Origin of the sequence: Streptomyces sp. NBC_00287 (assembly GCF_036173105.1) — a bacterium.
Taxonomy (GTDB): domain Bacteria; phylum Actinomycetota; class Actinomycetes; order Streptomycetales; family Streptomycetaceae; genus Streptomyces.
This window is the reverse complement of the sequence record NZ_CP108053.1, coordinates 253,007-267,068: the sequence shown is the minus strand read 5'-3', so window position 1 is coordinate 267,068 and position 14,062 is coordinate 253,007. Positions and strand designations below refer to the sequence as shown.

Below are 14,062 nucleotides of genomic sequence, written 5' to 3'. Positions count from 1 at the left end.
CGACTGGTCGCTCAGGTAGCGCTGGGAGTCGGACTCGCGGAAGGGGGCAGGGTGGCGACGAGCCACCGTCCACCTGCCCTCTTGCCCATCACGGCCCCAGCGTCACGTTGAACTCGATGACCTGGGTCGTGCGTGACATCGGTCCGGAGTCGCCGACGACCTGGTCGACGAGCGAACCGACGGTGTCGCTCCACCAGTCCGTGTAGCCGATGACAGGCAGGTGGGTCCCGGACTCGATGTCGGACTCGTTGTACGCGGTGTACCGCCAGACCACGGAGCCGTCCGGATTCTCGCGGATGGGGGTCATCCTGATGTCGTGCGAGCCCAGGTACGTGTACGCCAGGTTTCCGGTGTGCCCGGCCGTGGCGAGCGTTCCGACGTCCGCGAGGTACTTCCCGACTCCCTCGAAGCCGGCGAGGCTGTAGTCGTAGTAGTAGGTGTGGCCCAGCTCGTAGTTCCCGGTCTGCGTGCGGTCGGCGAAGTAGTCGATGGTCTTCTGCGTCCACCAGTGATCACGGTAGGTGGTGGTGAACTCGTCGTCCGGGCCGAAGCATTGCGATCGGGCGCCGTCCGCGGTGAGCCAGCTCCACCCCAGCTCCCACGGGTTGGTGCTGTTGCCGGACTCGATGGGGTCGCCGAACGGCGTCAGGCAGCTTTCGGCGCCGGGTGGAAGGTCGGTCTCGCCGTCACCGATGGGCACGTTCGCGTTGTCCAGCGCGTTCTGGATCGCCTCGCGTATCGCGGCCTGGATGACAAGGTTCCTGGCCTCGAACGCGGCCTGGGCAGCGGCGGCGGCGTCCTTGCCCGCCTCGATCGACGCCTTCCGGGCGGCCGTTGCCGAGGACTGGGCGTCCGCGGCGTAGGACGCGGCGACCTCGGCGGACCGCACGGCTCTCGTCGCCGCCTGTCTCGCCACGCTGCTCGCCTGGCGAGCAGCGGCGGCTGCCTGACGTGCGGTCTCGGCGGACTGCGCGGCCTCGGCCGCGGACGCTTCGGCGGCCTCGGCGTTCTTGCGTGCTTCCTCGGCGGACTTCGCGGCGTCGGCCGCGTAGCCCTTGGCGAGTTCGGCCCACTCGGTCGCTTTGTCGGCGGCCTCGTTTGCGATGGCTGCCGCCTCGGAGGCCCGTGCCGCGTCCTCCTGTGCGTCCGCGGCGATCTTGGCCGCGCGCGCGATCTCCGCACGGATCGCGCTGATGTGCGTGGCGTGATCTTGGTCGATCCGCGCGAATTCGTGCTGCGTGGTCCCGATGAACTGGCGGAGCATGTGCGTGTTGCCCTCGAGCGCGATCTTGGCTGCCGCCTTGACGTAGGGGCCCCCGTTCGCCAGGAGGGTCATGGCCGCCACCCGGTCGTCCTCGCGGACGGCCGCGGTGCGTTCGACGTGCAGGAAGGTGTGCAGGGCCTCGGCGGTTCCCGCGTCCAGCGCGGCCTCGGCCGCGCGCCGCACCGCGCTACCGGTGCCGTCCTCGGCCAGGATCGCGAACACCTCGACCTGGTTGTTCTCCTTGGCCGCCTCGATCGCCCCGCTCTCGAGGAACGACTTGATCCTGGCGGCGTCCTCGGTCTGCAGAGCCGCTGCGGCCGCCTTGGCCACATCCGTCGTCGACACCGCCGCCAACGCCGCGACGTTCTCGGCGTTGTCCTGCTGCAGAGCGATGACGCGGTCGGTGTCGATCCAGTGGACGACGTCCTCGTCCGATCCGGCCAGCGCGAACTCCGCGGCCTCCCGGGTCCAGGTCCCCGACCGGTCGATGAGCTGGACCGCTGCCTTGCGCCCGGCCGCCACGGCCTCTTCGGTCTTTCCGTCCCTCAGCGCCGCCTCCGCGGAGCTGATGTGCGCTCGGATCTCTTCGGACAGGCGCGCTTCCTGCGTCCGCTCCCGGTTGAACCGTTCGAGCTGATCCGTCTCCGCGCTCGCCTCCTGCCGCGCGCGCTCGAGCGCCTCTTCGGTCTCCTCGGCCAGCGTGGCGGATTCGGCCTCACGGGCCGCCAGTTCGACGTCACGTGCCTCGGCGACAGCGGCGGCGGCCTTGTTCGCCGCCTTGACAGCGCCATCGGCGGCGATCGTGGACCGGTTGGCGTAGTCGACCGCCTCGCCGGCATGGTCAGCCGCTTCCACAGCGGCGGCGGCCGCCTTCTCGGCATGATCGGCAGCGCTGATGGCCGCGTCACGCGCCGTGCGGGCAGCGGCAGCCGACTGTCCGGCCAAGGTCTGCGACCTCTTCGCAGCCTCGGTCGCCCTGGCCGCGGCGGTTTCTGCCGCGGCAGCGGCCTGCTGTGCGGCGGCGGCCTCGGACTTCGCGGCGCCGGCGGCCACGGCCGCCTCGGCCGATGCGCGAGCGGCGGCGGCCGCGTTGATCGCCGAGCTGGCGGCAGCCGCGCCCGCCAGACCGGCCTGGTCGGCAGCCGCCGCCGCGATGTCGGCCTTCAGGGCCACGGAGCGCACGAAGCTGACCATCTTCTTGGCGGCCTCTGCTGCCGCTCTGGCCACAGACGCCATCGATGCGTCCTTGGAAGCCGCGATCGCGGCACGATACGCACCTGCCGCAGCGCGCCCTGCCGAGGCCGCCGCAGCGGCAGCCGCCTGCGCGGCCGCCACCGAACGCTGTGCGGCGGCCTGCGCCGTCCGCGATGCCGACACCGCGGTCGATGCGGCCGCGGCCGCACCCTTGGCAGCCTCCGCCGCCTTGTTCGCCGCCCTGGCCGAGCGTTGGACATCCGCCTCGGCGGCCTCGGCCTCGGCCTTGGCCTCCAGCGCCGCTTCTTTCGCCTTCTCGGCAGCCTCGACCGCCTGGGCGGACAGCTCGACGGCCTCGTCGGTCTTCCGGCCGGCGCGGAGTCCCTCCGCCTCCACGACCTTGACCAGCTGCTCGATCGTCGCCGACTCTTCGTCACGCGCCCGGGCGATGTACTGACCCGACTCCAGGAACCACCGGATCGCCCTCGGCGACCCGTCGTCCAGCGCCCGCTGAGCGTACTCACGCACCTGTGGTGACGCCGTCGAGAGGATCGACATCACCTGTACACGTTGGTCCTCCTCGTGAGCTGTGAACTGCCCGCCACTCAGGAAGGCGCGCAACGCGAAGTCCGAATCGGTGTCCAGCGCGGCGGACGCCTTACGTTTCACCGCGCGACCACCGGTGGCCATGACCGTGGCCACGGCCACCTTGAGATCCTCGTGCACGGCGGTCTGGAAGCCGCCCTTCAGGAAGGTCTCGACCGCCGCGTTTCCGTCGGACAACGCCCCGCCGATACCTTCGCGCGTCGCTTTGCCCGCCGTGACCAGGGACTGCATGAGCGTGAACCTGTTGTCCTCGGCCCGGGCCACGGGCAACTTCTGGTCGAGGAACGTCGTTACGTCCGCCGCGCTGCCCACCAGGGCCGCGGCTGCCGCGGTGCGTACAGCCCGACCGCCCGATCTGTACGCCCACACGGCCCGACCCCGATCGGTATCCGGCAGGCCGTTGTACGTACCGCCCGGGTCGACCTCGGCGGCGTGGGCGGGGCCGGCCGTCAGAGCGAAGATGGAGGGCAGTGCGGGAGCTGCGGCAACTCCGGCCAGCGACGCGAGGATGCGACGTCTGCTCCACAGCGTAGGTGACAAGGCATAGATCCTTCCCAATCTGGCATACACCGGCACCAAGCAGCCGATATGCGCTGACTACCCTTTAAACAGGGAGAGTTGGGAACCGCACATTATCTCGCAGGACAGGGTGGGAGGCCCTGGAACATTTGAGGGAAGAGTGGCGAGAGTTTCGTGATACGGGTTGATTACTCCGCCTCACCGGACTTCAGGTCAGTCTGACCCCGTGCGGGTGGCGCGGCCGCCCTTGGAGACGATGGTGGTGACGTTCATACGCCTGCTGAGCCGGTACGTCTTGAGGGGACTGCCGCTGACCATCTCCTTGTACGCGACGGCGCTGCGTCCGGTGAGGCACTGGCGGCGGGGAGTCTCGTCGGCCTTGGTGAACTGGATGACGGCGTCGCGGCGGCCGAGGCTGACAGGCTGGTGGAAGTAGCCGAAGCGGAACGGCTTGACGGCCTTGCCGCGCACCAGTCGAGCGATGGTGTCGGCGGTGTACTGGGCGGTGGGCAGACCGCTCTGGCAGGTGCCGTGGATCTGTCCCCAGGGCAGGCGGACGGCGGCGGCGTCACCGATGGCGTGGATCTCCGGGTGGGACACCGACCGCAGCGTGGCGTCGACCAGGATCAGGCCGCGGTCGTCGGTGGCGATCCGGGCGTCGGCGGCGAGGGACGCCACCTTGACGCCTGCGGTCCACAGACAGGCATCGGAGCGGACGATCCGGCCGTCGCCCAACTCGACGGCGTCGGGCAGCACTTTGGTGACGCGGGCACCGGTCTCCAGGGTGACGCCGAGGCGGTCCAGCGCGCGGTAGAGGTAGGCACGCGCCTTGCCACCCATCATGCCGCCGGGCTCGTCCGGGCTGATCAGCGTGACATCCAGACCGGGGTGGCTCTCCGCGATCTCGGTGGCCGCCTCGATGCCGGTCAGGCCGCCGCCGCAGACGGTGACCGTGCCGCCGGACTCGGAGAGCTCGGCGAGCCGGGCGGCGAAACGGCCCGCAATCTCCGGGCTGTTGAGGGTGAACGCATGGGCGTCGGCACCGGGGATGCTGCCGGTGTCGGTCGAACTGCCCAGCGCATAGACGAGCCTGTCGTACCCGAGGGACCTGAAGCCGTCGACGGTGATGCTCCGGTTCTCCGGGTCGATGGCGGTGGCGGTGCCCTGGACGAAGGTGACGCCGGTACCGGCGAGCAGGTGGGGGATCCGGTGCACGGCCAGTTCCTGCCCGGCGGCGATCTGGTGCATCCGCAGCCGCTCGACGAACCGGCTCGAAGGGTTGACCAGGGTGATCTTCACGCCGGTCCGCCGGGTGCGGTGGGCCAGGCGGATGGCGCTGAACATCCCTGTGTAGCCGGCGCCGAGAACGACGATGTGGTGACCGTTGTTCATCTCAACCTCCCATGGTCGGGCACCGGCTTCGGTGCCGGTGACACCCCTGGGACGAGGCAGCCCCCACCGGCTGTGACAGACCACCGACGCGACCCACGTCACACCAGGTGTCCGTGTGGGGCCCGACCGCGGGACACCGTCAGTTCCCGCCACCCAACCGAAGGTTGCCGGACGGATCGCCGACCCACGAACACGCCTTGCCAACCCAGGGCGTGCATGTGGCTGGCACGGATGCGCGTGCGTGGCAGCGTGGGACGATGCTGCGGTGAGGGAGACGGTGCTCGTGATCGATGATCATGAGGCGTTCCGGGCCTCGGCGCGTCTGCTGCTGGAGGCGGACGGCTTCGTGGTTGTCGCCGAGTCGGCCACGGGCGTGGACGGGGTGCGGGCCGCCGACCGGTATGGGCCGGCGCTGGTCGTGCTCGATGTCCGGCTGCCCGACATCGACGGGTTCGAGGTGGCCGGCCGGCTCGCGCGACTGGCCGCCCCGCCCCAGGTCGTCCTCGTCTCCAGCCGGCCCGCCGCCACGTACGGCCCGCGCGTCGCGCATGCTCCCGTGCGCGGCTTCCTGCTGAAGAGTGAGCTGTCCGGTGCCGCACTCCGCCTCCTGCTCGCCTAGGGCGAACTACTGGCTGGTCATCGCCGCCATGGCGGCCATGACCGGCTTCGGCATCGTCTCGGAGTCGATGGCCTTCGGCTGGGACCAGCCCGGGCGTTGGGCCCCGGATCTCCTCGTCGGTGCCACGTTCGCCGGTGCCGCCTGCTGGGTCTGGCCGACGGCGCGCGGAGCCTCGGCACTGCTCGCAGCGACGTCCGTGGCATGGTTCGCGGCCAATGTCCACGGGCCGCTGCTGTTCTGGCATCGGGGGACCCTGATCCATCTGCTCCTCGCCTACCCCGGCCTGTGGCCCCGCTCGCGCCCTGCCCTGGTCGGTGTCGGTGTCGGCTACGCCGCGTCGATCGGGGGCTGGTGGCGGTACGAGGCGGTGACCATCGGGCTGTCCGTGGCAGTTGCCGGGCTGCTCCTGTACGAGCACTTCCGCGCGGGAGGCCGCAGGTCACGGCATCGCCGCGTGGTCCTGTGGGCCGGCGCGGCCTGGTGCGCCGCGCTGGTCGTGGGCGCCGCGGTACGGCTGACCGTGGGCGCGTCCTCCGGTGCCATGGCGTCCACCCTGTGGCTCTACGAGGCCGCCCTGTGCACGGTCGCCGTACGGGCGGCCCACGGCATCCGTGGGCGGTCCCAGCCCACCACCGTGACCGACCTCGTCGTGGAACTCGGCGAGCACCGCTCCGGGTTGCTGCGTGACGCCCTGGTGCGGGCCCTCGACGACCACTCGCTGGCGGTCGGCTACTGGCAGGCGCAGCACGGCCGGTACCTCGACCCGGCCGGGCGGCCCGTGGAACTGCCGGATGCCGCGGACCGCCGTACAGTGACGCGGATCGAGCGGGACGGCCGCCCCTTCGCGGTACTCGTGCACGATCCGGCCGTACTCGACGATCCGGCCCTCGTGGCAGCGGTGGAGTCCGCGACCCGGCTGACGGCCGCGCACGCCGCCCTGCACGCCGAACTGCGGGCCCAGATAGACGAGGTGAGGGCCTCCCAGCGGCGTCTGCTGTTCGCCGCCGACGAGGAACGGCGGCAACTGGAACGACGGCTGCACGAAGGGCCCCAGCAGCGCCTGGCCGCCCTCCGCGAGACACTGCACACGCTCGGCACGGACCCCGACGGCCCGGGAGCCGCCGCGCTCGCGCGGGCCACCGACCGGCTCGAGCACACCATGGACGAGCTGCAGACGCTCGCACTCGGGCTGCATCCGCGCGAACTGGGGGCCGGGTTGAGCAGCGCGCTGAAGACCCTGGCCGCACGCCAGGCGCTACCGGTGCGGCTCGATGTGTGCGAGGAGCGCTTCGCCGGTGAGTTGGAGGCCGCCGTCTACTACATCGTCGCGGAGGCACTGACGAACGTGGCGAAGCACGCGCAGGCATCCCGGGCCGAGGTCGAGGTGCGCCGTGCGGACACCATCGTCCTGATCGCCGTACGGGACGACGGCGTTGGTGGTGCCGACCCGAACCACGGCAGTGGTCTGAAGGGGCTCGTCGACCGCGTCGAGGCACTCGGCGGCACGCTCGGCCTCGTCTCCGACCGCGGGGCGGGGACTGTCCTGTCGGCCCGCATCCCCCTCACCCGCCAGTGACCTTGGAGACCCGGTATCCGTGCCAGCCACGATGCCCGGTCGACGTGGGGAGCCTACTGTCGGCGTATGCCTGAAGGGGGGCCCGGATGAGCAGGGGAAGCAGGATCGCCGCGGCCGTGTTGGCGGCCGCCGTCGTGGCAGGCTGCACGACGGCGACCGGGCAGGGGGACAAGGCCGGGGGGCCGGGCACTCCGCGGGTGCTCACGCTCGCGAACGGCTATGCCGACCTGGACTACGAACCGGCCGTGGCGTACTTCGTCGAGCGGGTGGAAGAGGTGTCCGGCGGTGCGCTGCGCGTCGAAGTGGCCCACGAGTGGGGCGAGTTCGCCGTCGACGCCGAGCAGCGCGTGGTCCGGGATGTGGCGGCGGGCAAGGCGGACCTCGCCTGGGCGGGCACCCGGGTCTTCGACACGCTGGGGGTGCGGGGTTTCCAGGCGCTCACGGCGCCGCTGCTCGTCGACAGCCACGCCCTGCAGCGCGCCGTGCTCGACAGCGGCATTCCCGAGCGGATGCTGCCGGACCTCAAGCCGCTCGGTGTCACGGGACTCGCGGTCCTGGCGGATGGGCTGCGCAGGCCGGTCGCCGTGCGCAAGCCGCTGCTCGGACCGGAGGACTGGCGGGGGATCAGCTTCGGCACGGCCCGGTCCGCGGGGCAGTCGCGCGCCCTGCGCAGCCTGGGCGCCGAGCCGTTCGAAGGGCTGGGCCCGATCCGCGACACGGCCCTCGAGCAGGGCCGCATCGACGGGTTCGAGATGTACCTCATCGGCCACCGCCTCAACAACTACGCCCTGCGAGCCCCGTACATCACGGCCAATGTCCATCTGTGGCCGCAGACGGCCGCGCTGATCGCCGACGCGGACCTGTACGACGGACTGACCGGTGAGCAGCGCGGCTGGCTGCGCGAGGCAGCTGCGGACGCGGCCCGGCGCTCACCGCAACTCTCGGACAGAGAAGCCGAGTTGGTCGTGCAGTTGTGCCAGGCCGGAGCTCGGTTCGCCATGGCCTCCGAGACCGACCTGAAGGGACTGCGGGACGCGCTGCGGCCGGAATACGCTCGTCTCGGGCAGGACGCGCGTACCAAGTCCTTCATCGCGGAGATCGAGAAGTTGAAGGCGAAGCTGCCCCGGCAGCCCGCCCTCGACGTTCCCGCCGACTGCCTGGCCTAGCAGGACCCGGCACCGCACCGAGGGGGACAGCGTGCCCGTACGTCTGCTGCGCCCGGGGATCGGACGGGCGGTTCTGTTCGTGGCGACGTCGGCCTACGCGGCCGGCGCCGCCACGGTCATGGTCGGCGGCACGGATTCGGTGACCTCGTACGCGCAGGTGTCCGCCCCCTTCGCGGCGCTCTCACTGGTGCCGGGGCTGTGTCTGCTCCTGGCCGGACAGGTGGTACGGCAGCCCCCGCTCGCGCGGGTCAGAGTGCCGCTGCTCCTGCTGGGCGTGGTCTGGCTCGCGCCCCTGTGGGCGGGCTGGCAGGGACACACGCCGGTACGTTCGCTGCTGCACGCGCCCGGAGAGGGCCCGGCGTTGCTGCGTGTGATCGCCCTGGCCATGTCGCCCTTCGCCGTGGCGGCGCTCGTGCACCTGGCAGTGGCCGCGCGACCCGTCCGCCACGCACGGGCGTTGACCATCAGCGCGTATGGCACCGCAGGCGTGATCTTTGTGAGCCTGGTGCTGTTCCACGATCCGTACCTGGATGTCCACTGCTGGCGCGTGTGCGCCATCGGCCCGACGGTGCTGCATGCCGATCCCCACCTGACGCAGGCGGTGCAGGCGGCGTCCGCCGTGTTCGTCGCCGCGGCAGGCGTGCTGCTCGCTCTGGCGGTGGCGGCGGACGCGGCGGCCCACCGAGCGGTACGGCCCACCGAGGGGCCGTACCTCCAGACAGCCGTCGCCGTCGCGGGGCTCGCCGAGGCGGCGTACGCAGCGACGCTTCTCGCACATCGGGCGGAGGACCCGATCCGGCAGCCGTTCGCCGGGCTGTTCGTCATCCGGGCGGCCGCCCTGGCGCTTGTCGTCCTCGCCCTTGGCCGGCTGGCCGTGCGCCAGCGTCGCCGCCGGATCGCGGTCGCCCGGCTGGCCGACGAACTCGGGGCCGCCCCGCCGCCCGGCTCGCTGCAAGCGGCCCTCGCCGACGCCCTGGGCGACGCCCGTCTGGAGGTCCTGTACCGGTTGCCTGCATCCGACAGTTACGTCGACGCCACCGGCGCCCCGGCTCAGCCGGCGCCCGGCCGCGAGCGCGTGCTGACCGCGATTCACCGGGGTGGCGAGCCGATCGCGGTCGTCGTGCACGACCGTGCCGACGCGCACGACAGGCATCTGGAGCAGCAGATCGGCTCCGCGGCCCGGCTCGCCATCGACAATGAGCGGCTGCGCGCCTCCCTGCTGGCCCGGCTGGCCGAACTCCGGTCCGCGCGTGCCCGCATCGTCGAGACCGGCGACGAGGCACGGCGCCGCCTCGAGCGCGATCTGCACGACGGCGCCCAGCAGTGGCTGCTGGCCGTCACCTACGAACTGCGGCTCGCGCACAACGCCGCGGTGGCGGCCGGTGACCCACGGGCCCCCGCGCTGGCACACGCCGTCGAGGAGGCACTCGCGGTGCTGGCCGAGCTGCGCGACACCGCCCACGGCATCTTCCCCGTCGTCCTGTACGAGGCGGGCCTTGAGCCCGCGCTGTGGACTCTCGCCGACCGGGCGACCGTACCCGTGCAGATCGGCGCCGTGCCGCCCGAGCGACTGCCGCACGCCGTCGAGCGGGCGGCGTACGCCGTCGTCGGCGCGGCCGTGGACGCCGCGGAGCACCAGGGGGCACCCTGCGTCGAGATCCGCGTCGAACGCGGGCCGGCGATTGTGGTCGTACACCTCGAAGGCGTGAGGCTCGACCCGTACGATCGGGTCGCCGACCGGGTCGGCGCGCTGGGCGGATGGCTCGAGAACACCGAGTACGGCACACGGGCGGGGTTTCCATGCGACTAGTCGTGGCCGACGACACGATGCTCACCCGAGAGGGAATCGCCCGGCTGCTCCAGGACGCCGGACACGACGTCGTGGGACAGGCCGAGGACGGGGACGGACTGTTGGCCCAGACCCGTGCCGCACGCCCGGACGCCGTGGTCGTCGACATCCGCATGCCGCCCACCCACACCGACGAAGGGCTCGTCGCGGCCCAGCAGATCCGGGCCGAGCAGCCAGGGACAGGTGTGCTGGTGCTCTCCCAGTACATCGAGCCCAGCTATGCGCTACGGCTGATCGAGGAGCGCCCCGAAGGCGTCGGATACCTGTTGAAGGAGCGGGTGTTCGACGTCGCCGTCCTCACCGACGCGCTGCGCCGGATCCGGGACGACGAGACGGTGATCGACCCCACGATCGTCAGCCGGCTGATGAGGCGCCGACGCCGGCCCGATCCGCTCCAGGAGTTGTCGCCGCGCGAGCACGAGGTGCTCGGACTGGTCGCCGAAGGGCTGACCAACAAAGCCATCGCGACCCGGTTGTTCATCACCGAGCGTACGGTCGAGGCCCATGTGACCCGGGTACTGCAGAAGTTGGGCCTTGCCGACCACGCGGACGCGCACCGGCGGGTGCTCGTCGTCCTCACCTACCTGCGCGCCCATCCGGACACCCTGCGGCAGCCGTGACCGTCACGAGGTTCGGGGGTAGCACGGATGCCGGCCGGGCGGCCCGTCCGTAGCGTCGTATCCGTCGGCGGAACACCGTCGTACCGGTCGCGAAAACGGGGGAGGTGCGAGCGGTGCGCCGATGGACGGGGGCCGCGCTGTCGCTCGTCGTGCTGCTTGCGGGCGGCACGGCCTGCGACAGCGGCGGCCGGGGCGCGGGTGACTGCGAGGTCGGCGTGGCCTACGGCTGGCCGGGGCGCGGCGACAACTGGCTGAACGACCTGGCCGCAGCCGGCGTCAGCGAGGCGCGGACGGAACTGGGGCTGGGCCCACGCCAGGTCGTCGAGCTCTCACCGGGCGACGAGGACACCGACGCGCACAAGGCGGAGCGACTGCGGCAACTCGCCGAGCACGGCTGCGACTTGGTCGTGGCGGTGAGCGGGGAGTACGCGGGTCCGCTCGCCACCATCGCGGCCGAGTTCCGGGAGGTCCGGTTCGCCATCGCCGACGCCGGCGACATCAACGGTCCCAATATCGCCAACCTCGTCTTCGCCGCACCCGAGGGGTCGTTCCTCGTCGGAGCGGCCGCCGCACTGAAGTCCCGGACCGGGCGCATCGGCTTCGTGGGCGGCATGCGGAGCCGGGAACTGGAGGGCTTCCGCGCGGGCTACACCGCAGGAGCGCTCGCCGCGCGGCCGGACGTGACGGTGGACAACGCGTGGATCGACGACGGTCCGGCAGGCTTCGACGACCCCGAGGCGGCCCGCCGCATCGCCGAGGAGATGTACACCACCGGTGTCGACATCGTGTACCCGGCCGCCGGCCTGTCCGGGGCGGGCGTGTTCGACGCGGCCCGCACAGCCGGCCGGCTCGCGGTCGGGGTCGACACCGACCAATACCGCACCGCGGCGCCGGAGGTGAGGGAGGTCATCCTCACCTCGATGGTCAAGCGACTGGACCTGGCGGTCCGCCAGACCGTCGTCGACGCCCACCGCGGCACCTTCCGACGCGGAGAGATCTCGTACGACCTCGCCAACGACGGTGTGGGCTATACGACTTCGGGTGGCCGCATCGACGACATCGTGCCGCGTCTCGAAGCGCTCAAGGCACAGATCGTGGCAGGCCGGATCACCGTGCCGGTCCGCTGACCACACGCAGGGCGAAAGGACCGTACCGAGGCGGGCAACGACACGACTGGCCGCGGCAGTTCTCGGACTGGCACTGGCGGCGGGATGCGGCGCCGGAGGAACCGGCTGCGCGTCGAGACCGTCTGGGAGGCGCAGGACCCGCCCGGCGACGACTGGGACCAGCAGGCGCTACGGCGAGTCGAGCGGAAACCTGTACGGCTCGACGATCGCCACGGGCAATGTCACGTACTTCCCCAAGGTGAACGTCATCGCCGTCAACACGGCCGTATGGCAGGACCTGACGGACGGCCAGCGCTCCACGCTGCGCCAAGCGGCCGCCGTCGGCGGCCGAGTCGTACACGCGAGCCCGGCCCAACTCGCGGCGCTGGAACGGGCCGTGGCACCCGTCTACACCGACCTCGAACGGGACGCCCGGACCAAGGCGTTCATCCAGTGCATCCGCACGCTCAAGAAATCGCTGCCTGCGGCGGACCCGCCGACGCCGTGCGGTGACGGGTCCGAGGACATGCCCCAACGGTAGTGGCGGAGTGAACCGCCCGGTATCCGTGCCGGCACGGACACCGACTGCCGTGCTGGCACCGATGCGGCGAGGGCGGCCGCATCGGAAGAGTGAAGGGACCGGCATCCGCCCGGTGGGCTCGACCACCGGACGGACGACACGTCGAAGGGGAACCCCACATGAACGCAACTGTCCGACGGTCCGCTTACGCCCTCGCGGCCGCCGTATCCGCCCTCCTCGCGCTGGTCGTGGTCACCTCGACCCAAGCCGACGCCGCGGGCCCCGCCTCCACCGTCAGGTCGAAGTACTTCACGGCCGGAGAAGCCAGGATCACCTGTCCCAGCGGCTGGGAGGCCACGGGGGGCGGCGTCGGCGCAGACGAGACATCCACCATGCGCGTGACGCGTACGGAGCCGCTGCGGAACTCCGCCTACACGCCCATCGGTTGGAAGGCAGACGTACGGACGTCGAGCGGCCGCGCGGGCAGCGGCACGATCTACGTGATCTGCGCGCGCTGACGTACAGCGAACCGTCTTCCGCCGTCCGGTGGCGCCACACGCACTGTGTGGCGCCACCGTCGCGTTTCCTCCGGCTCCCCTGGTTCCTCTCCTGCAGGAACCCCTCGTCAGCGTGAGTCGCGCAGCTTGAGAATGTAGGTCGCCGTGAGCGCGACGGTACGGTCTTCATCGTCCGACAGTTCTGCCAGGGCGCGTGACGCCGTGGTGCCGGGGATGTCCGCGAGGGCCTGGGCGAGACGTTGACGTACGGAGTGCATGGCGCCGCCGCCGGAAAGGCGGTCGATGAGTTTGGCAGCGATCGTCTCCGCCAGCGCAGGCTCACTTGCCAGCGTGCCCAGCGCGTCAGCGGCGTCAACGTCGTTCACCTGATCGGCGATCATGTCGATGAGGGTGGGGATCGAGTCGGCCACTCCACGTGCTCCCAGCACCAGAGCCGCGCACCGGCGGACCACCAGGTCGGAGCTTGTGAGGGCGTCCTGGAGCAGGGCGGTCGCTGCAGCGCTCGGAATCTCGGCGATGGCCTGGACGGCACGCTTGCGAACCGCTGCCTCCGCTGAGCCCAGGCCCTGAGCCAGCAGTGCCAGTGCTCCATCGCCGGTCTGGGCCAGAGCCCATCGAAGAGCTCCGGCGACGTTCGGTTCCGTCTCGTTCAACACGGCGTCGACCAGAGCCTCCACCGGCACCGGAACCTCTTCGACAGAGGACAAGGCCGCGCGCTGGCGCTTCCCGGCGCTCTCCGACGCCAAGGCCTGCAGGAGGGAGACGGTCTGGAGGACGTCCTCCCAGCCGGCGGGCTCCGCGGCATCGATCCGACGCAGTTGCCGGAGCAACTCCGTCTCGCGTGCGATGCGTTCTCCCGTCTGGCGGATGAGGTCGGCGACCAGCTCCGAGGGCCTGAAGCCGGGATCATCCAGGGCGCGTCCGACCTCGCGCAGCGACAGCCCCAGCGACCGCAGGCTCTCAATATGGAAGATCCTCTGGATGTCCGCACTGGAGTACTCGCGATAGCCGGTCGACGTGCGTCCCGTTGGCCGCACCAGGCCGAGCGATTCATAGTGCCGGAGCATGCGAGCGCTGACCCCGGACCGTCGTGCCACATCGCCGATCAACACC

Annotated in this window: 11 protein-coding genes; 8 read left to right on the top strand and 3 right to left on the bottom strand. The window is 71.3% G+C overall.

What is annotated here, in order from left to right; genetic code table 11:
* Positions 1–88: 88 nt before the first annotated feature.
* Positions 89–3,604: an ALF repeat-containing protein gene (locus tag OHT76_RS01450; RefSeq protein ID WP_328868848.1), complete on the bottom strand. Its 3,516-nt coding sequence runs from the start codon at positions 3,602–3,604 to the stop codon at positions 89–91.
* A 192-nt stretch (positions 3,605–3,796) separates the two neighbouring features.
* Complete coding sequence (locus OHT76_RS01445) at positions 3,797–4,975, bottom strand: NAD(P)/FAD-dependent oxidoreductase (RefSeq protein ID WP_328868847.1); 1,179 nt, start codon at positions 4,973–4,975, stop codon at positions 3,797–3,799.
* 283 nt (positions 4,976–5,258) lie between these two features.
* On the opposite strand from OHT76_RS01445, the gene OHT76_RS01440 reads away from it, so the two are divergent.
* The 8 genes from OHT76_RS01440 (at position 5,259) to OHT76_RS01405 (ending at position 12,949) form a co-directional block, all read left to right on the top strand.
* On the top strand, positions 5,259–5,594 hold the full coding sequence (locus OHT76_RS01440; RefSeq protein ID WP_328868846.1) for a response regulator: 336 nt from the start codon (positions 5,259–5,261) through the stop codon (positions 5,592–5,594).
* Entirely contained in the window at positions 5,566–7,170 is a 1,605-nt protein-coding gene (locus tag OHT76_RS01435; protein ID WP_328868845.1) for a sensor histidine kinase, read from the top strand. The genes OHT76_RS01440 and OHT76_RS01435 overlap by 29 nt, the downstream gene beginning before the upstream one ends.
* 86 nt (positions 7,171–7,256) lie before the next feature.
* Positions 7,257–8,336, top strand: coding sequence for a TRAP transporter substrate-binding protein (locus tag OHT76_RS01430; RefSeq protein ID WP_328868844.1), 1,080 nt, complete (start codon positions 7,257–7,259; stop codon positions 8,334–8,336).
* A 31-nt stretch (positions 8,337–8,367) separates the two neighbouring features.
* The gene (locus OHT76_RS01425) at positions 8,368–10,146 is read left to right on the top strand and encodes a histidine kinase (protein ID WP_328868843.1); all 1,779 of its coding nucleotides are present in this window, start codon (positions 8,368–8,370) and stop codon (positions 10,144–10,146) included.
* Complete coding sequence (locus tag OHT76_RS01420) at positions 10,137–10,805, top strand: response regulator transcription factor (protein ID WP_328868842.1); 669 nt, start codon at positions 10,137–10,139, stop codon at positions 10,803–10,805. The genes OHT76_RS01425 and OHT76_RS01420 overlap by 10 nt, the downstream gene beginning before the upstream one ends.
* 113 nt (positions 10,806–10,918) lie before the next feature.
* Positions 10,919–11,932 carry a BMP family ABC transporter substrate-binding protein gene (locus OHT76_RS01415; protein ID WP_328868841.1) on the top strand — a complete coding sequence of 338 codons (1,014 nt, stop codon included), beginning with the start codon at positions 10,919–10,921 and terminating at the stop codon, positions 11,930–11,932.
* Between the two features lie 238 nt (positions 11,933–12,170).
* On the top strand, positions 12,171–12,452 hold the full coding sequence (locus OHT76_RS01410) for a hypothetical protein (protein WP_328868840.1): 282 nt from the start codon (positions 12,171–12,173) through the stop codon (positions 12,450–12,452).
* Between the two features lie 158 nt (positions 12,453–12,610).
* Positions 12,611–12,949: a hypothetical protein gene (locus tag OHT76_RS01405; RefSeq protein WP_328868839.1), complete on the top strand. Its 339-nt coding sequence runs from the start codon at positions 12,611–12,613 to the stop codon at positions 12,947–12,949.
* A gap of 107 nt (positions 12,950–13,056) precedes the next feature.
* Here the strand turns inward: OHT76_RS01405 and OHT76_RS01400 are convergent, their stop codons facing one another.
* Positions 13,057–14,061, bottom strand: coding sequence for a HEAT repeat domain-containing protein (locus tag OHT76_RS01400; RefSeq protein ID WP_328868838.1), 1,005 nt, complete (start codon positions 14,059–14,061; stop codon positions 13,057–13,059).
* Between the last annotated feature and the right edge of the window lies 1 nt (position 14,062).